Annotated in this window: 9 protein-coding genes; 1 reads left to right on the plus strand and 8 read right to left on the minus strand. The window is 60.2% G+C overall.

The window, feature by feature from the left end; translation table 11 throughout:
- From ACH107_RS12295 to ACH107_RS12310, 4 genes are all read right to left on the minus strand, one after another.
- Positions 1–529 (minus strand): AAA family ATPase (locus ACH107_RS12295; RefSeq protein WP_412506100.1); only part of this gene is annotated, 529 nt, incomplete at its 3' end.
- 1,267 nt (positions 530–1,796) lie between these two features.
- Positions 1,797–2,759 carry an AAA family ATPase gene (locus tag ACH107_RS12300; RefSeq protein ID WP_412506101.1) on the minus strand — a complete coding sequence of 321 codons (963 nt, stop codon included), beginning with the start codon at positions 2,757–2,759 and terminating at the stop codon, positions 1,797–1,799.
- Complete coding sequence (locus ACH107_RS12305; RefSeq protein WP_412506102.1) at positions 2,756–4,918, minus strand: Mu transposase C-terminal domain-containing protein; 2,163 nt, start codon at positions 4,916–4,918, stop codon at positions 2,756–2,758. The genes ACH107_RS12300 and ACH107_RS12305 overlap by 4 nt, the downstream gene beginning before the upstream one ends.
- Positions 4,915–5,652 (minus strand): hypothetical protein, encoded by a 738-nt coding sequence (locus ACH107_RS12310; RefSeq protein ID WP_412506103.1) that lies wholly within the window; start codon positions 5,650–5,652, stop codon positions 4,915–4,917. The genes ACH107_RS12305 and ACH107_RS12310 overlap by 4 nt, the downstream gene beginning before the upstream one ends.
- A gap of 64 nt (positions 5,653–5,716) precedes the next feature.
- On the opposite strand from ACH107_RS12310, the gene ACH107_RS12315 reads away from it, so the two are divergent.
- The gene (locus ACH107_RS12315) at positions 5,717–5,911 is read left to right on the plus strand and encodes a hypothetical protein (RefSeq protein WP_412506104.1); all 195 of its coding nucleotides are present in this window, start codon (positions 5,717–5,719) and stop codon (positions 5,909–5,911) included.
- 214 nt (positions 5,912–6,125) lie between these two features.
- Here the strand turns inward: ACH107_RS12315 and ACH107_RS12320 are convergent, their stop codons facing one another.
- Genes ACH107_RS12320 through ACH107_RS12335 form a run of 4 tightly spaced genes read right to left on the minus strand, consistent with a single transcriptional unit; the run spans position 6,126 to position 20,189 of the window.
- Positions 6,126–6,698 carry a transposase gene (locus ACH107_RS12320; RefSeq protein ID WP_412506105.1) on the minus strand — a complete coding sequence of 191 codons (573 nt, stop codon included), beginning with the start codon at positions 6,696–6,698 and terminating at the stop codon, positions 6,126–6,128.
- Complete coding sequence (locus ACH107_RS12325) at positions 6,695–8,878, minus strand: UvrD-helicase domain-containing protein (protein ID WP_412506106.1); 2,184 nt, start codon at positions 8,876–8,878, stop codon at positions 6,695–6,697. Before ACH107_RS12325 ends, ACH107_RS12320 begins: the two co-directional genes overlap by 4 nt.
- Positions 8,875–15,276: a DEAD/DEAH box helicase gene (locus tag ACH107_RS12330; protein ID WP_412506107.1), complete on the minus strand. Its 6,402-nt coding sequence runs from the start codon at positions 15,274–15,276 to the stop codon at positions 8,875–8,877. The genes ACH107_RS12325 and ACH107_RS12330 overlap by 4 nt, the downstream gene beginning before the upstream one ends.
- The gene (locus ACH107_RS12335; RefSeq protein WP_412506108.1) at positions 15,273–20,189 is read right to left on the minus strand and encodes an N-6 DNA methylase; all 4,917 of its coding nucleotides are present in this window, start codon (positions 20,187–20,189) and stop codon (positions 15,273–15,275) included. Before ACH107_RS12335 ends, ACH107_RS12330 begins: the two co-directional genes overlap by 4 nt.
- Positions 20,190–20,193 lie beyond the last annotated feature (4 nt).

Raw genomic sequence — 20,193 nt, forward strand, 5'->3', positions numbered from 1 at the left:
CGTCGACCAGCGTGGTCGGCACGCCGAGCGCTGCGGCCAGGGCGCGCGCCCAGTGGCTTTTGCCGATGCCCGGCGGGCCGATCAGCAACATAGGCGGCAGGCGGAACACCGGCGCGCCCTCCTGCGCGCAGCGGCGCATCGCGTGCCAGGCGACCTCGGTCGCCGGGGCCATCCAGGGCATCCGCGTGTGGATGTCGGCGGCGATCTCGTCGGCCCGCGACTCGGTCTCGACGGTCATCGCGCGGACCCCGTCCTGGACCGCCGCGAGTCGCTGCTTTTCTTCACGCTTCAGGTGAGCGGTGCCCGAGGCCGCGCGGGCGCGCTCGACATAGGCCTGCGCACGCGCGCGGAAGCGAGCCACATCGTCATCCGTGATTGCGTCCATCGCTTGATGGAACGCCTCGATGTCCGACTCGCCGAATGGGTGGCCGCGCAGGCGCATGAGGTGCCGGCGCAACCGGGCCGAGACGTCTGTGACATCGGGGATGTCTTTGTCGAGCCGGGTTAGAAGGAAGGGCAGCTTGGGCATGAGGGGAGTCCTTTCTGGCTCGGCGCGCGGCAAGCGCCGCCACGCCGCCCTGCCGGAGGCGCAGGCCGCGGCAGGCGTATTGGAAGAAAAGACCCCGGGTGTCTTGGGGCTATCCGTGCGTCGGAACTGCGGCCCCGGTCAAGGGAGGCGCCGAGCGGGGACGGACCGTCCAGGGACGCCATGGGCCGCCCGACGCAATATCCCGCAACCCATTGATTTACATATGTTTTCTTAAATTCGTAGACTCGAATGGACACGAATGCCGTGTCAGAGTGGACAAAAACCCCCACAAATGGTCATTTTTTGGTGGGTCCTACACAACAACATACATGACCGAGTGAAACCATAATAGTGCGCACCGCTCCCGAAAGCCGATTCGAATCGAAATAAAATTACATAATATCAATATCTTATAGCCTCCCGGCATCGAGCGGAATGCATAAGCATGCGCACGACACCATAAGATTACGCAACCATTTTGCGGGCCGCATGCATTCTGTTAACGCTATAGATAAACACAAAAAAACGGGTTGGGCGCCGCCCGGGCACGAGGGAGCAAGGCGACCGATAGTTAGCGCTCACCAAGACCCAATTTAGACCGGCCGCCGCCGCGATGCGGGTCCGCGATCGAGTGTCAGGGGAAGGTGCGCTAAACTAGGCGTAGGTAGGTCGACGCTGTAACGGTACGTGTCGGCGCAAGGCTAGTTTCACGAGCGCGAGCGAAAGGCGCTCGAAGGGTGAACTCTTACCTAAAGGATCCGCGTCCCGGATCAGCTTCGGCCTCATCTCTTCCCAGCCGTCTCAGAAGAGCACGAAGCTCTTCACGATCCGCGACGACAACTCCCTCGTTTGCCCGCGGCGGCGTGTTCGGGACCTCCCATATCCCGACTTTGGTGGGATGCGTGTTGTCGAGGATGTTCGGGAGAACCCGCAGCTGGCAGTAAGTCCTCCCGAGCGACGAGGCGTGCGCAGCAATCTCAGGGTCAAACGGCATTGAGGAATTTCTCTTTATATCGACGCTTGTCCATGTGATGACTAACCGATTCGTCGGTGAATGAGAAGTTGTAGAACAGATCTGCCCGCTGCAACCCCGTATCCACTGGTTGATCCATGAAACACACCGCTCGCATCCACCAAAAAACCGCGATTTATGTAGATAACGTCAAGCTCAGGACAGAAAAATCAGCGTTTCACTTGGATAATGCGGAGCAAAACAAAAAACCGTGCCGGAGCACAGTTCCCTGTCCTGAACTGATTTAAATAGCGATTAGGAGATGAACGCCTGGAACGGTTTATCAGGCCGGAACATAGTCTCATATGCATCATGGGTGAAAGGGGTCGCCAAGGCGTTGACGTTGGCCTTCTCTGCCCAAGCGTCCACATAATGGTCCCGGGTCAGAGTGGACGCACCGGATATGCGCGCCTTTGCGATCGACGTGACCGTCATCTTAATCAGCGTTCCCCACCTCATGGCAGACGCGACGGCAAGCCGGTGGTAAAAGTCCTCCGTCAAAAGGTCCTCTTCGACCGCGAGACCGTTCTTGACGGCATAGCTTCCCACGATCTCGTGGATCACATTCAGATCTTCCGGCAGGTCGATCCCCTCAAAGTGGACATGGGTCACCTTGTTTTGGGTTTGGTCGAGAGCGCGAATATGGTCAGCGAGTTCAGGAACGCCGGACATGATCAACATGAGGGGCCAACCTCTGGTTTTTATGAGTGATTTAAAATTGTCGAGGATCATCTCTCGGTCATTATCCGACTTCCCGGCGAAGATGTGCTGGGCTTCATCAAAATGGATACCAACGATGCCTTGTTCTTGCGCCTGATACGCGACCCTCGACCAGATGTCCGCTTGCGTGAGGCGCGCGCTATCGGACAGGTGATACCCCATCGACTTCAAGCTTCGCCGCCCGAGGTCTTTCCACCCACCAACTCTACTCAGGTCGCATTGGGCAATGCGAGCCGAGGTTCCGTTCGGCAGCGGAACCTCTTCTGCATGAAGCAGCTTCAACACCTCGTTTGTTTCACGGGTCTTGCCGGACTCGCTCAGGCCGGTGATCAGCAGGACTTCGCCTTCAAACCATTCGTCGCTTTGGAGGTTACCGACATGACGGCTGAATAACTCACTGACGCGTTTCCGAAGCCTTTCGCCCCTCTCCAGAGGAAAATACCGGCCGGTGTTTTCGGCCGCGGTTTCGGCAATATGGTGATTATAAATGGAACTCATAGCTTGCTGTCCTTGATGGGCGAGAACGTTCGTCCCGCAGGTCGGGATGTATGATCGTTTTGGGATGACGTAGTCTCGGACCCCGCGGCCTTCTGACCAACCTTAAACGCCGGGGTCGCGCCGCTGCGATCTGTTAGACGCCCCGGCCGAGCGGTCGGCCCGACCGCGCCCGGCGGTCGGGAGGATACCTGAGCCAACCGGTCAGCGCGACGCCTCAAGTCGTTCAGGGTCTGGAAGTTTGAGGGGTCGCGTGTATCCGGGAAGAACCCGGACTCACGCGCTCGGCGCGCCCGTACTTCTTTAAGGTGTTCGTCATGAATCTCTTGCTGCTTCGGGTTACGTTTGCTGGCCTCTTCCATCAGTTCGATCGCTTCTTCGAGCGTGAGGTCTGCAAATACAGTCATTGACAGGTTCACCTTGATGACCTCGGAGCTTCCCTTAGCCGTTACATAGGCGTGCCGGAGGTCATCCGGGTCTATATGAACAGTCACCTTACGCGAGGCACCGCCCGCGAACTGCATAAGCTCGGTGGAGTTGAAAGGAATATTGAAAGCCCTGACACCTTCTGACGTGACGCTGGCGTCGTATTTTACCCCAAGGTGTAAACAACGTTCTCGCTGACAAGGTGGGTCGATCTCGCGATAGGTTTTCGTAATTTCTTGTAACTTTTCCCAGGGTGTTGCCTTAAACATACCGGGACCACGGTGCGGCTGATGGGAGTACTCATCGACGAAGTAGCGGGTCAATTGTCCATAAATTTCGTCGTGGGTCAGTCCGACAGATCCTTTTGGATCATAATCTTTCAGTTCACCCGGGCGGCTTCCGGTGTATCCGGGTGAAAAGTTCAATACATGCCATTGGCTCGTCCCGAATATCGTCTCGATATGCGGCTTATCTGACGAAAAATAGGCTCGTGCGAGTATTGGCGTCATCCCCGACCCTAATTGTGCGCCGTAGATCTCCCCATTTCTGGTCGCCGCACCGTTGTCTGCTTCGAACTTCTTGATGCGTACGGCTGGCGCCGGATCCATTTTGCACTCGTACCGCACTTTTTCACGGGTCTTATCTCGCGTGGCCATCCGCAGCAACGCAGACGTGTGATCAGCATCAGCCGATTTGGCGATGATCCAAGCCAATGGAAGCCGGGTTGCCACGTCGATCATAACATGTAGCCACAAACGTCTGATTTCATTCTGCTCGAGTTCTTTCGAAACAGAGTTGGGGTCCAGGCGCTTTGCTCGAATAACGCCGCCAGCATCCGCGAAAATTGACAAATACACCTGGTCGACCATCACGTTCTCACCCATAAAAAGGGCGCGAATATCGGTGGAGCCAGCGCCTATCCGGTTACGAGCGTACTGCCACCCGTTCCGCCCGCCCTCTTTCAGGAATTCCGAAATCGCTTTGATTCGACTTCTGATGGTTGTGATTGACGGAAACTTGAACCCAGCTGCAATTTCTTGAGGTGGAACGTGGAACTCGCCTTCCACTAATTTCAAAAGTGCCGATAGTTTTGGGTGGCGCTTGTCGTTCCACAGACTGATGACATGTTCTATGTAGGTTTCTTGGAAATCGCTCATCCTCTGGGTGCGATTTCCTTTCAGATGATCACGATCCATTAATACTATCGGGTTCTTGCCGAACTCATGGAAGGTCGTCTGGTAGTCTTTCAGAGTGCGCCCTTGAGGCACCTTAAATCCGGGCTTGACCCGCCCGCCTCGCGTCGGACCCAGAAAACTCCCCTCTTTGTGAAATTCGGAGGCCTTTTTCAGAAGGACATGGCGATATACACCGTTCGTATCGACACTCCGTTGTGTAATCTTTTTTCCTTCAGCCTCCAAAGCGTCCATCGCAAGAACAATAGATAGGCGAAAACGGATTGTTTTCTGCTGCTCGTCAGACAGCTGTTCGACCAGTTCAAGTCCGCCTGTGTAGCGCAGAAGAGCGTCCCGCCTTTCCTCGTCGGAAGGAGCTATAACCTCGCAACTGCGATTCTTGATCGCATGATCCACCCGCTCGAATGAGAGCGTCAGGCACTCACCGTCTTCGACCCCCTCGACCGCAAAGCCGTTTTCCTCTCGGCCCATGACCAACCAGTCGCGCCCCTCGAGAACGAGGCGCGAGCCGGTGGGGACGCGATACAGAGGGGCACCACTCATGCAGGCAGCTGAACGCGTGAGTGGATGTTGATGACCGAATACCAGTCAGCGGCAAGAAGGCCTTGACCGATCAAGCGCAAGGCGGCGTCGAACGCGCGCGGCGACGGAAGGCTCGAGTTTTGGATAAGGTCTTTCAGAAACCAGTAGTTCGTCCTGTACGCGGCCTCCTTGACCATTTCGTCAGCCTCAGGGTCCGTCCGCTGACTGGCATCATAGGCCCGAAATAGGTTATCGCGGTATTGACGGGTATAGTCGTCCCCGTTGACTACGATCGCGTCGTCCGAAAAACCCGTCGGGATCGCATCAAAGATGGCGTCGATCTCTGCTTTTGTTTTCGGTTTCGCCAGGCTCCGGCCGTTCCGGACGAAAACAGCGCGCCGGAACCCGTCTTCGAAGGTGACGCGCATGTCGAAGTGGTGCTCGCGCGGCTTTTTCCGGCCGGGCCAAGGATACGGGATCGGCGGAAGCTGGACCTCGATGCCGTACACCGTGGGATCAAGCAGAACGTCGAGGGTCGCCGCCCATTCCGTTAGAGCCTCAAAGTGATAGACCTTGGGTATACCATTCGTCGCCCTTGTCGCGAATGTGGCGGACACCCGGCGCGCGACCGTGCTGCGCGTCAGGGGGTTGCGATGGCCAGAAAAGGGCAGCACCCCGAAAATCTCCGGAACCTGGATCGCGGGCTGTTTGCCCGTCGGCTTACGGCCGACCTCTTCCTCAAGGAAAATAGACATAGCTCTCTCCTGTCCGAAAAGCTCGCCTTTTCGGATTCTCCTGTGTTTTCTCTTTGAGAGCCTGATGATCGCGCTTGCCCGGACCGTTCGTGGTCTCTATCATGGCAAGAGATACAAGGGCGATCAGGCCCTCAACTTATTGGGCGCGCCACTGGCGTGCCCTTTTTCTTTCATCCTCAGTTTCCGCCTACTCCTGTTCAAACTGGGTGCGTATCCGGTGTGGTCGGCGACTCCTCACTCGATCGCCGCGACGACCTAACGGGATCGACGCAAATGAGTCAAGTTATTGAAAATATGCGAAAAATTTACCTCGCAACATTTTCGCTCATCACCGCGATCCAGATCGTCACCTCACCATCACGCCGATGCTTGAGAGGTTAATCTAGAATGTGAATTCAAGGAACCGGCCCACGCGCGATAGTTGGGTACAAGCTGTCTCGTTAAAACATCAAGGCGGTCGCGCCGGGCAGTTCTTAAAGCATCGCGTCCAACAACTTGCGGTGCCATTCCTCAGTCGAAAGCCCTGGGTCGCGCGTGACCGGAAGCGAGCGCACGCAAATGCAGGCTCCGATCAATCCACCGCCAGGCTCAGAGAGGGATTTCGTCAATGACGTCTTCAGCCGATGGGCGGCAGCATATGAAATACCATACCGGTCAGCTATACCATGCCCGACTAAAACGGTGTCCTCACTACGCGTTGCATATGCTGATATGATCTCTTCTGCGAATACGAACCATAGCCTGAGGTCAAAGCGGGACCGGTGGGCAACCGTTTCGGTAGTAACGGAGAACTGACGACGGCACGTGCGGCACTGATACAGGTCACGTTTCTCGACGAAACCGACATCGTCCGTTCCACATGACAGACATCGGACACCCTTGGGCCAACGCACAACTGCAAGCCGCGCCGCACAGCTGGCAGGATCTGGAAAGGCCTCTCGAACGCCACCCGGGGGCAGCGTGAGAAACATTTCCATCCATGGTATCGCCCCAAACGGGTCACTTTCCAGTTTCAACAGCCACTTCGGAGGTGACCGTCTGATCATCTTTCGGCGTAGCGGGTCATCAAATCGGTCGGCTCACCGGACCAAGAAACCCGAAGCGCCTTTTTCGCCCGTGTGGCCGCAACGTGCAAAAGAGACCGGTACTGCGTAACGATGTCCACCCGATCTGCATCGTCTACAGCCGATTTCAGAGCGCGAGGGGGTGGGAAGGCCGTGTCCGACAGAAACGGGATCGCCACAGCGAAGAATTCAAGCCCTTTCGCACGATGCATCGTCGTAACCCGAACGCCGGCGACCGACCGGTCATCCGCACCGGACTGGAGGACGACAGCATCAATCCCGGATCCGCGAAGCGTCTCCTGTACCCGATGGACATCGGCCCGTCGCGCGCAGAGTATCCCGATATCGGCAAGCTGGATCTGATCGGACGGGAGCGCCCGAACCCAGGCCACCAAACCCTCGAGCTCCTCCCCTTCAGAGGCGCACGCGACGAGCTCCGGTGCAGCGCCGTGCAGCAGGCTCACATAGCCACGCAGCGTATCGGTCCCGTCGTCCAGATCGTCCACGGGTACTCCCTCCAAGATGGATACGGCCCACGCCCGGATTTCTTGCGTGGTTCGATAATTCAGGCGCAGACGTCTTGAGCGACCGCGCACCTCGATCCCGCATGACGACATGCTTGCCCGGCGCCCATAGATGCGCTGATGCGCGTCGCCAACGATGAATATTGAGTTCTGATCACCGTTTGGGGTTTCCGGCACGATAGCCCGGATAAGCCGGAACGCCTGCTCTCCCATGTCCTGCGCTTCATCCACGATTACTGCTGTGTAAGGTTGGTTCGGCGCTTCGGCGGAGAGGATATCAATCGCCTCCCGATAAGCGTCATCCGGCTCCGCGAGCCCTTCGCTGATCATCCGCGCGCGGTAGTCCTCGAACAAATCCCAGAGAGCCGCGCGTTTACGCCGGTCAAGCGGGGTCCCGCGGCCTGCCCGGGACGCCTTGAGATAGGCTCGTTTGTCCGTGAGCCCCTTCGCCTGCACGATCTGCGACCATTCCGCTTTCACAAAGGCTTCGGAAAGCCCCAAAGGCAACTCATGGTCATCGAAGACCTCGTGCCAGATATCATCGAGCTGCTTTCGCGCCTCGCCGAAGAAAGCCACCTCGCGCACGAAATTCTTCCGCTTCAGAAACTGGGATACCCAGCGGTCAAGGTTGATCACCTCGATCCGGGGCGGCCGCGCATCGAGATGATCCGGGCACAGGGTCCGTAGGTTAGCTTCAATATCATGGGCTAAGCTGGTCGTGAACGTCGTCAAAAGGACGCGCTGTCCGGCCCGGGCCGGATCCGCCTTGATCTCGTCTGCGAGATGCTTAGCCCGGTGCATCGCGACAACGGTCTTGCCGGTGCCTGCCCCCCCTCGAACCATGGCAGGGCCGTTATAGTCCCGGTATGCGAGCCGACGCTGGTCCGGATGCAAAAAGACCCGCCACCCTTCAAGCCCCTCCTCAAAGACCCGGCGCAGCTCTTCCTGACTTTCCGGGATGAAGATGGTCTGCCTGCTCTCGTTGGTCTCAATCAGTTGATCGAAAGTAAGGTCCGCCTCGGGCGTCTCCGGAGCCGTCGGCGGCTCTTCCGCAACACCCGTAAGGGCGTACACCTCTTCATCCGAATATCCAGCCGCCAGCGCGTATAAGACCTGCGCAGTCAGTGGGTCAAAATCGTCTTCAGCCGCGTCCAACGCCTCGATAGTCGTAAGAGCCCGGATCGCGGGGAGCTCCTCGTCCGGAACGCCGAGCGCACGAAACCGTTTGTCGGCCACTTCAGCGAACAGGCGCGCGTCAGACGGTGCGGCGGCGTCCGCAGAAACCTGGCTTGCATCCAGCTCCTCAATAATCCGCACCCTGTTGGTGCTCGGATCGAGCTTCACCCGCCGTCCGGCCGCCCAGCGGTAGGCCTTGTCGTGCTCATTGACATGCACGAACATGATGTCGCGGCCCACCTCGAAGGCGATGGCCCGGTATCCCTGGTCCACCCGCAGTGACTTGATCGAGCTGTCCTTGGCCCCCTCCACCGTTTCAAGGTTCAGCCCGTTCGCGGAGGGATCAGACATGTACTTGGTCATCAAATCCATGAACCGCAGCGACACGCGGTCCGGGAGCTTGCGAAGGCTCTTCATGCAGCCAATGTCGTATGAGACCCGTTTGTTGATCGCGTCCATCATGAGTTCGTCTCCTGAAATGCCTGAAGTATACGGGTCACCGTTTCACCGAGTTGGTCCGTTTGAGGATCGAACGAAACAAGCGTCCAGTCCGAGCCTTGGCAGGGCTGCTCGATCACGCCTACCTGGGTGGCTGACCAACCGAACTCGATCGTGCCGACCACCCTTTGCGCGGTGACAAGGTCATCCCCGATATGATCCGGTCCAGGTAGCCCTGCAGCAACCAGCGCATCTATAAGAGGGTGGAAGTCCTCATCACAAAGTGCGCGCGCTTCATCCCATGCCGCGCTGTCGGCATCAGTCCGCCCAGTCCCTGTGGTCATGTCCGGCGGTGACAGAGTGTCGAGCCCAGAAAGTTCCACATGGAGACCGCGCACCCCCTGAAACATGTTAATGAGCCGCCAAAGCCCACGCCACGCTTCCGTGTAATGTGCTTTCGAGGCAGGATCCTCTCCCGGAGCAGGAAGCTCGGCACGCAACAGCATCCGGATATCCTCATCGGACCCCAGCCACTCCGTCGGGGATTTTTTCGAACAGGCCATATACAGATCGATTGGTCCGGCCCCGACATGTTCAATGAGATCCGGGGTACGCAGAAACTCGCGCCCCTCCTCGGACATCGCCGCCTGACGCGGCAGCTGATCGAGCGGCTGACCCATCGCAATGAGACCCCGGGCCAGAACAGATCGTGTTGCAACGTCATCGCGCGCATTACCATCGAGCACACGCTTAAACGCCATGAAAGAGCTCTCCGCCTGAAACGCCTGAATGTCTTTGCTCTTTTCTGAGAAGGCGGGCGCCGCCAAGACGCTGCTCAGAGGGCCTACCTTTGCGGGGCTCAACGCCGGCTCCACCAACGGGTTCAGGTAAGCCTTGTCCTCCACATCCAGATCACGCCAGGACAGAGCCCAGACCCGGACCTGACCTGACCGGATCATCAGCATACGATCGAGAAGGTCCTGGGCGACCGTTTCCGCATGGTACTCGATACCGTCCATTTCCAGCACGATCGGGAGAGCGTCGGACCGCCCGACCGGTGAGAAGACAAAGTCGACCCGCTTGCGCGGTAGCCCGTTGAAACGGGCATCAATCTGAACTTGAGGCTCAATCGTCCAAAGCTGAGGTGCCGTCTCGGAGCCTGCGCGCAGGATGAAGCCTCGCCGCCCGCCAGAGAGGACCTGGGGCGTGAGCGATTTCTCCCCGTACTCACGGGCCAGCACCTGGAGCAACCGCCGTTCCAGCGCACTTTCCACGAGCGCTCCACGGATCGATGCGTCAATCCCGGTCTCAGTGCGGCCCAGACTGTCCCATTTTTCGAGGATCGTCTCCATCATCTGGCGCGCGCGGTCACGGTCCGGCTCGCCTCGCCCGAACTGTGACCGGTACGGCTTTACGCAGCGGAAACACCCTGTCCGGTCCGGCTGCTGGTTGCACGGACAGTCGCGAAGCGCTTCCACCGCACGGCTGATCACCTTGCGCATAGTGTCAGGGTGCTGTCCGATCTGACGTAGGTACCCGGAACCCCCCGGGACAGAGTCGTAGAGATAGAGGCTCCGAACGGTTGTCATCCCGTCCAAGCGTGCCGCGAAGACGGTGGAACGCAGGTGATCAACCTTACCCGCGAAATGCCGCCGCATCCCGAGGTTGATTGCAGCCACGAAACTTTTCAGATCGTCGTCGTCCGCTTCCCCGACCACGGGGATCACGATCCGGATCGCTTCCGTATCGAATTTGCGCATCAGGAAGGCACCCGTCTCCCAGCGTTCGCGGGCAAGGTCCGGTTCGCGCATCACCTTGCATGTTGGCGGGTGTTGGCCCCGGTCATCCTCGTCACGCGGCGGTTTCTGCAAGGTCCCACAGTGTCGGCAAATCTTGAACGGTTGAGCCGGCCGGTTCTCCCCCGCTATCTTCGGTCCAGGTAGTGCGGACTTCGACCCGAAGTTGAAATCCCGGAAGGTGCAGGACGGTAGAAACTCGAACCCGAACGGGGCGCCGCTTTCTCTGCTGGTAAACCAGGACGAAACGATGTCCTCGGGGGCGTGAAACGGCATCAGGACGCGGTCGAACTGTCGCTGATCACGCTGGTCGCCGTCGCGGATTGCCGCCTTCTCTTCACTGTCCACCGAGATCACGGACTTCAACTGCACCACATCGTGATGTGAACCGGAGTCTGACCACATGTCCGAACCACAGCTCGGACAGCTGCTCGTGTCCGCGCCCTCGACCCGGCTTTCTACGTGGGAACAGGCAGGGCAGAAGGTCCATGGCGTCAGATCCTCCTTGCCGATCTCGAGCCGCTCGATCTGAACCTGTCGCCCATTGGCATAGAAGTACTGCCCAGGCGCAAACTCCGAGAGAGCGGAACTCGCCGGGCGTGAATAGTCCAGTTGGATCAGCCCGTCCTCATCCGCTGTGCCGCCATTTCGTGTTGAATCGTTCCGGCGCGACAGGATCGAAGTCAGCTTCACACCTTCTTCGGGAAAGGCGTAGTTCGGAAGGATCCCCTTGTCCGTAAGGAACTTGATCACGGACAGGTCATCTATGCCGTTCCGGATCAGCCGGTTAATCTCTGCCCGGTCCCGGGAAATATCGCCCTCAAGACGTTCAAACTCCTTCTCGGTCAGTTCCGCACGACGTGCCCGAAGGCGCTTGAGCTCTTTTGTCGCCTCCTCCCGCTTCTCAACCAGTCGCGCGCGGTCTTCCGCCGCTGCGTCAAACGCCTCTCCAATCCTCCAACCAACTGATTTTGTGTCCGTTCCGGTGAGGTAGCCACGCACCCGGGTCGCAAGATCCGCACGCTCCTGAACCTCCTGCGGCAGCCCCGACAGGAATTCGGTCGCCAGCTCATCGCCCCGTTCCCGGATCATCTCCAGCAACTCGGTCGGAAACCCGGTCAGCGCGCCGGTGGCCCGACGCTTCAGAACGTCCCGAACCTTCCCGTAGTCTCCCGCTTCATTTGAAGAGGCGACGTAGGCGTCGAACGCGAAAGCCGTCACCTGCCGAAGCAGGACCTCTTCTGCGGCAAGGAAGACGCCTGGGGGGCGCACCTGCCCGGCGAGCATCGGCGTTGGATCCTCCCAGAACTGCATGTCGTGGGCTCTTGAGTTCGCCAGCACCATGTTTAGCGCGTTGCCGTCACGCCGCCCGCTCCGACCCATCCGTTGAACATAGTTCGCCTCTTCGGGCGGGACCGAGCCCAGCAACACGGTGGACAAGTCACCAATATCGATCCCCATCTCCAGGGTCGGAGTGGCCGAGATGAGGTTGGGGGCCCATGGCGTCTCGCCTTCGATAAACCCGGTCTCGATGTTGAGCCGATCATCTGTTGTCAGAATACCCGTGTGTTCACGCGCGACCACGCGATGGTTCCGGTCCGATTGCAGGGACCGGCGCAGAGCCGGGCGCGGTGGTTGCGCCGCCACCACCAGATGGCCTTCACATCCGATCTTGGTGCAGGGTGAGCCGGTCACCATCTCTTCGTTAGCCCGCAGCGCGGTCTCCTGTCGCCCGCATTGGTCACAGGTGAACCCAGTGGTGTGCGTCGAAACGGTGACCTGACCGGGTTCAAGGAGCCATGCATGCTGACCGCCGTCTGCTCCGTCGACGCGCCGCACCAACCCGTCTGCTTCGAGCCGCCGCATGACCATCGGATAGATCGTGTCAGGGTCAGTCCCGTAACGAAGCTCAGCCTGCCCCAAGACCCGGAACAGCCAATCACGATACCAACTCGACACATGCGCCTTCGTGATCCGTTCAAAACCAATCGGCGCTTTATGAAGTGTGACCGGGATCGGAGCGAGCCCACGGCTGCTGTCGGGCGCAGGAAGGGCCCCGGTACGGCGCACTCCGACCTGTTGCTGCGCCGCGAACCAATTCAACCCGTAACTTCCGCGTCCTGTGGCGATCGCGCTGACCAAATACGGGTGCGCAACCGATCCCTGCCGCCTCATCCGCTGGACCACCCCGGACAGAAAGCCCGAGAGCAGGTTTACGTCAAAATCCGGCGCGCCCGGGAGTTCGTTACGCAGCTCGCTCGCGAGCCGCTCGGCGGAAGCGCGCAACAGCTCACCCCTCACGTCTGCGACTGCGGCCCCATTCACCTCAAGCGTGTGGCTGAAATGCGCCCGATAACTCAGATCGACGAAATACTCCCAACCGAGCCGGATCTTCATGTGCTCGAGGAACACGTTGTCCGCTATCGTGGTCCCGTTCATGACCAAGTCCTGATATCGACCACGCCATGTCTGCTCTTTCGGGATAAACAGGGCTGTGAACGCATCCGGCCCAAGCATATCAAGCTGGGCGTCAGGGACCTGCTCGATTATCGTCCCAAGGCTCATACTGCCCGTTTCAGTTCCCTGCAGGGCGGTAAAGAGCGATTTCTGGTACACAGAGAGCGCGTTACGGGTCTCAGCCACCGCGCCTCTGTGCGCTGCATCCTGTACCGAGTCCGAAAAAACGAGGAAACGGGGCTTTGCGTCCGGCTCCTCCTCGTTCTGCGCCGACGTGTACAAGGTTCCCGTGATCCCGGTGGTCAATCGCGCCGCCCGCATCCCGAAGAGAAGCAGACCGCGCGCCTGACCGCAGGCGGGACAGCTCCGGTCAATTCGGCCGTTGGTGTCGGACGGGTCATACATCCAGACAGGAGCAGCCGGACCAACCTCAAGGTCATCATGATCACAAGGCGTAAAGGCGAGCGTGTCCGAGTCGAGCGCGCCCTTGACGATCTTCCCGCCGCCTCGGCTCGCCGGAACCATCCGGTCGATCGAGTCATGATAGAAAAGCCGGATCCGCTCCCCGCCGTTCTCGTCGAAGAACTCCTCGTAAAGCTGATCAAGCGGCGCCCAGCAGCTGTTCGAGCTTGGGTTGAGCCGTCCCACATGGGCTGTCGCGCCGCATCGGTTGCAGTTGACGATCGGTAGAGCGCGCCGCGACCTGTCCCAGTCGAGGTCCAGAGCGTGGAACAGATCCATCTGTGACCCGGTCCCGCCCGCCTCGGTCCGCGGCAGGTTCGTTACCATCCGGGACATCTCTCGGATCCATAGCTGCAGCCGGACGTTGAACAGCGGGCGCGGGCTCTCAGCGGACCCGGACCGAGCCCAAGCCACCAGCGCCACCACCAATTCGGCAAGAGCACGATGATCCGCCTCGGTCCACTCCCGGATGCTCTTGACCTGTGTCAGTCCGGCGGCAATCGCCTCGAGAGAGGCCGGGCCTTTATGCTCCGCGATGATCTTGAGGGCGCGTTGAAAGAGGTGATGCTCTTTGAGGCGTTCGCCAAGCGCGATCCGCCAGGACGGCTCCGAGGGTTTTTCCTCGTCCAGAAACGCAAGGTCCGGGTCTGTCCGGTCGGGAAACAGGCACGTAGCAAGCCGGAGAGCTGCACCAGCCTGGTCCAGTTCTTCCGCCTCGCGCAGCGCGGCATGGATTTCCGCCGGGTCGGGCCGATCCAGAAACTCAGGATCGCCGAACACCTCGTTGGGGGTCTGCCGGGTCTCTGTAACCACGGCCTCCTGATCGAAGGTCTCCCCGAAAATCGTCTCCGCGTAGCGTCTGAGTTCGGTCTTCGCCTCTTCGCCAGAGCCGAGCGTCGCGGAGGACCCGACACAGACCAAGTGCTCTTCCGGGGTCTTGAGCCGGTATTTCAAACGCCGCAGCAGCAGGGCGAGGTCCGCGCCCTGTGCCCCGTCAAAGGTATGCATCTCGTCCACGACGAGGAAGCGCAGCGTCTCGGGATCATTCCGCTCCCACAGCGTCTTGTCGCGCCCGCGCAGCAGCAGGTAGTCGAGCATCTTGTAGTTGGTCAGCAGGATGTCGGGCGGGTTCCGCTGCATGGTCTCGCGATGGGTGATCACGCTGTCCTTGGTCACCTCATGCGCCGGGTTCTGGGGTTGCCGGTCCGCATAAAGCCCGGCCCGCACCCCGTTCAGGGATGGGATGCTGGAGATCGCCGCCGCGATCCGGCGGGCCTGGTCGGTCGCCAGCGCGTTCATCGGATAAATCAGGATCGCCTTGATCCCGGGCTTGTCCTTGTTGCGCCGGCAGTGGTCGAGAATCGGCCAGAGGTAGGATTCCGTCTTGCCCGATCCGGTCCCGGTCGCGATCAGCGTCGAGCGCATCGCCGCCCCGCTCAGCCGGGCGAAGGCGTCCATCTGGTGCTGGTAGGGCGCAAAGCGCAGCGGAACCTCCGGGAAGGGCTGGTCCCAGGTCCCGTCCCTCGCCCCATCGATCTGGCGGAAAGGCATGTCGACCGAAATCCACGGGCCCTTGATGAAGTTCCCCGGCTCGGAGATGAACCGGTCGACCATCCCCTCGAAGGCGGGGCTGGTGCTGTTCAGCGTGGTGTGGACCAGTTCGCGCAGGCTGTCCTGCACATGACGGGAAAGAAGGACTGGGTTCATTCAGCGGCCTCCGCGGATTTCAGCCGCTCGAAATGGGCCCAGGCGCGGTGGTAGTCTTCGATCCGGTCGCAGGTCGTGAACGGGCCGGTGAAGTGGCGGGTGACCTCGCGCGGGCCGTCGGGCATCGTGTCGTCGATGGCGGTGCAGGTCAGCTCGGGCGGGTTGTCGGCGAGGATCTTCTCCCAAGCGGCGCGGCCGGGGCTTTTGCCCTTTTCGTCGAGCCAACCGACGCCGGGCAAGCCCTTGGAGCAGGTCCAGACGATCCGGCCGTTCTGGTCATACCAGGTGCCCGCCTCGTTCTCTTGCAGGACCGGGAAGTAGATCCGGTAGATCTCGATCAACTGGTCGAGGGTCAGGCCGAGTGCTTGGGCCACCAGCACGTCGATCTCGACCAGCGCCATGCGGCGGGCGAACTCGGTCCGGAGGCCTGCGGTGCGGTCCCAAGTGGTCGGGCCTTCGACCGGGCCTTCGAGGCGGAGCCGGGGGTCAGGGGAAGACCACGGGAGGACGTCGAGCGCGGTGGCGTGGCGGTTCCAGAGGTCGGCATAGGCGGCGGTCAGGCAGGAGAGCCGCAGCGAGCGATGTAGAGCCGTCAATTCGATTTCGCCCCAAGGAAAGTGGGCCATATCAGAATCGTGAATATGGCCACGACCTGACGCCTTGATCATGAAATCGAAGAGCAGTGATGTTGACGCCGAAATCAGAGAAAGAGTGTTCAATTCATCTTTGAACGCGACGCTCTCGACCGTGTGAACATGTGCCGTTCCTGGCGGGATGACCGCGGCGATCAAACTCCGTTCGCCGTTTAGCGCGATCATGTTCCGAAACGCGACACGGTAGAAATCGGCATGACTCTTCGTCGGGTCCCAACGGCATTGGGTCATCCGGTTCCGATATTCTCCCATCTCCAGCGCAGGGCCGTAGTTGGTGCGCGGCAGGTAATCGTCGGGCGCACTGGTCAGGTCGATAACTTGATAGTCCGCATTCGTCCGCGAAACGGCCTTTGGCGTTTTGTATAGCGGGTTCCCAACGTGAAACTGCGGACCTTGGAGGATCATTTGATCCGCCGGGCGGAAGGATGTCTCGCGCCGGATGTTCCCATTTCGTTGATCGGTTGTCTCGTTCCAGTCGTGACCCATTTGCCACAGCGGAACTTTAACCATGCGTTCCCCCGTCGCGTTGTTTACCGTACGCTCGATCTTCGGGATCGCCGCGTCCAGTTTCGGGAAGCGGGCCATCTGGCGGAACACATCGAGGGTCCGGGCCGAATAGGGCTGGATAAACCGGGCCTCTTCAACCGGAACCGTCTCCTCTTCTGAAAGGGCATGAATCACCGAGAGCGCCTCATGGTCGATCCGCATGACACGGTCACGGTGGCCGCGCGTGTCCCAGTTCCCATCGGAGTTCTTGATGCCAGGAATTTCCCCGAGGCCGTCTGGATCTGCGTAGGATTCTTCAACCTGTCGGGCGAGGAACGCGAAACTGAACTGTTCAAAGCTCACCTCGGCGGGAGTACCGCGATAGATGTTCAAACTGAATCGGACGTGATCGACCACCTCAGCGAAGTTCTTGGTGGTGATCTTGTTGCTGTGGTCGAAATGCTTCGCGATCCGACCGTACCAGTGTCGCCGGAATGCTCCTGACTTCGGGTCCCCCAGATGCCCGTCCTGATGGATCAGCGCCGCATAGCCCGGCGGTGCGACCAGTCGGAACGACAGGTCGATAAAGCAGCGATACAGGTTGTTCGAGCCACCCCCCGCAAAGGGGTTCATCAACTCGGAGGAGGTCACTTCCATCGCCCCCCGGGTCGAGACAAAGTCCTGCAGGAAAGCCTCGACCGCCGGAACGGTCCGCCCCTCGCGCCGCACCGACGGCGCTTTCGGCAACGCCTTGCCCAGGACCTTCCTCGCATCAGAAGCGGAGAGCCCTGCGTAGAGCGGGTCGATATCCGCCAATACCAGTCCCTCGTTCCAGCCCGGCCTCGCCCACGGCGGGTTCCCGACGATCACGTCAAACCCGCCGCGCGCCTTCATGATGTCGGCAAAGATCAGGTCGAAATGCACGAAGCGCTCGCGCTCGGCCACCTCGACCGCGACGCCGAGCCAGTCGAAAGTCTCGATCAGCGCCTCGACATTCGTTTCCCGGAACAACCCGTCCTGCCGCTTCGCGGCGGCCTTGAACAGGTCCCGCGCGGGCGCGTCCGGCTCCATCAGATCAAGGAAATCCGGCGACGGGTCGGCGAACTCGTCCATGCTGGGCGCGGCCAGTGATCCGTCGGGCGTGAACCCGCCCTCGAGGATCATCGCCATCCCCTGCAGGAATTCCGCCCGGCTGGGCAGCAGTTCCGCCTTGTCGAGCGGCCAGAGCCAGAGCGCACACCAGGCGTCCATCGCCGTCTTGAGCCGCTTGTAGGGCAGCGTGTTGGCGGCGTGGTCAGCCCCGATCAGGTGCGCTTGCAGCTTTTCCTTGGCGTGGAAATCCAGCCCCTTGTTCCCGGAGATGACCTTGTCCGGCCATAGCGTGATCTCGTCATTCGCCGCGTCGCGCGTCTTGGCGAGGTCCTCAGCGACCTGGTCGAACAGGGCCTCGGCGACACGGCTGAGCTTCTGGACCAGCTTGACCTCGTGGGGTTCCAGCTTCTTGAAGAACCCGCCCTTGCGCCATGCCTTGATCTGTTCCTGCGCGTCACCCGCGAAAGGCTTGATCGACTTGTCCTTGTCGAAGTTCGCCATGTCCTTCGCGGGTAGGAGCCACTGCCACACATGGTTTTCGGGAAGGCGATTGCGCCAACCGATCTCGTCCGGTTTCGCGCCAAGCCAGAGGTCCTTCTGGGACCGGGCGTTGAGCAGGGCCGGTTTGTAGGCGGCCCGCCGCGCCCCGATCAGGGAGTTACCGGCATGGAGCTGATCCCCGAACCACGGTGAGAAGTCGCTCTCGTGCAGGCTGTTGAGCCAGAGCGAGATCGCCCCCAGTTCTACGGCGATCGGATTCAGGTCGACCCCGAAACAGTTGCGGTCCGCGATATAGGCCCGGACCTTCTGCTTCTCGACCACGATCCGGTCCTGCGGGATCGTCTGGCCCGTCTCCTTCTGCTTGCGCTCCAGGTAGAGGTCGGCGAGCTGGTTCGTGGTTTCCACAAGGAAGGCCGCGGACCCCATGGCCGGCTCGAGGATTTTCAGGTCCAGAAGGTCGTCCGCAGTCAGGTCCCGGCACCGCTCCATGAGCGCGTGCTTGACCAACAGCTGGGCGAGCGGCTCCGGCGTGTAGTAGGAGGCCGATTTCTCCCGGTCGCGGCCCGCAAGGCGGTAGATGAAGGTTCCCTTGGGGTAGACGAACGCCTCCGACCCTCTGAAGACGATCTCCTCCTGGTCGAACTCTTTGATCCGGCTGCGTGGGACGAACCAGCTCGGGGCGAGCGGATCGACCTTGTCGCTGCGGCACACCTGCTCCTCGTCCTCATCAGCGACCTCGAGGGTTTCCTCTTCGAGCTCCTCGTCTGTCTCAGGCGCGTTTTCCTGGTCATCCGCCCCTGCGGACCGGCCCTTGCGCGGTTTCAGCTCGATGAGGTCGGTTTTGGCGACAACGCCGGTGAACGATATCAGGGTTTCGTAAACCGCGCCCAGCTGGCCGATCCCGAGTTTTGCATAGGAGATCCGACCGGTGCTCTTCCCGGTGGACCGAAGCGACAGGAGCCTGATCACCTTCTGGATCGCCTCATTGCGAAGCGCGAGCCCGTTCAGGAGCGGTGTGCTCTCGGGATCAAGCAGGGAGACCTTGACAGCCGGCAGGCGGAGGCCCGCCCCCTTCTCCTCGTCGGCGAGGTCGAGGCCCGTGTACAGGAGGGTCAGGGTTCGCTGGAGGCTCTCCCACAAGAAGGTCCCTTCGCGATCGGCCTTTGTCCGAAGCGGCACGGATTCGAGATCGCGCAAGGTTTCGAGCGAGTAGCCCGTCGCATAGATCGGGTTCTTAAGGTCGAGCAGGTTCAGGCGAGGATTCGCCTCCGCATAGAACAGGAAGAGCAGACGATACATATAACGCAGGCATTCACGCGACAGTTCGGGGCCGTCGATCCAGACCCCATGGTGTTTCCCGTCGCTGACATCGAGAACCTCCTGTCCGAGCAACTCGATGGCATCCCGGACGGTGCGCTTGAGGGAGGTGGTGACCGCGTTTGCGTTCCGTTGCGCCTCCTCTTCCAGCCGGTCCGAGATCGGCACCCCCTGATCCGGGACGCGCGCCTCTCGCGAAATCAGGCAGGCCATCACCGTGAATGTATCCCGGTCGGCCCTGGTGAAGATCTCCTGAAGATCGAAGCGGAGGACAGAACGAGCAGGCCATTTCCGTTTGTCGATCAGGACAATCTGGGAAAGCCCCAACACGAGGACATGGCGCGGTCCATCAGTAAGCTCGAACACCCCCTCTGCCAGAACAGACTCGATGGTCCGGTCCAACAGGGCGCCATCGCCCCCGTCGTCAGGAAACTGATCCCGCGTAAAACAGGTGCTGAGCGGGTCTGTTGCTTCGTCTTCGGCATCCGGAAGCGGGGCTTCGATGACCCAGAGCGCGTCCCGACCGGCTGCGTCCGCCACGCGTGAGACGAGTGGGATAACGGGTGCGTCCTCGAGCGCAGTAAACACGGTTTCGCGTTTCCATGCGTACCCAAGGCCGTTGAGGATTTTGTGATGCGCGTCCCGGACCAGTTCAGAGCGGCGGTCCTTATGTGCTCCGTTCCTGATCTGTCGCAGCGCTTCGATTGTGGGGACGGCAACCCGGGACAAGCGCTCTATCGGATGGTCAGCTCTATCGAAACCCGCCCACCGGGCAGTGATGTCAGACAATTCTTCTTTAAGAACATCCGATAGGGTTCCGGATGGGAAGAACTCTGCTTCATTTTCGATCCCGATCAGGTCCATAAGC

This window comes from Roseovarius halophilus (ex Wu et al. 2025), assembly GCF_047086965.1.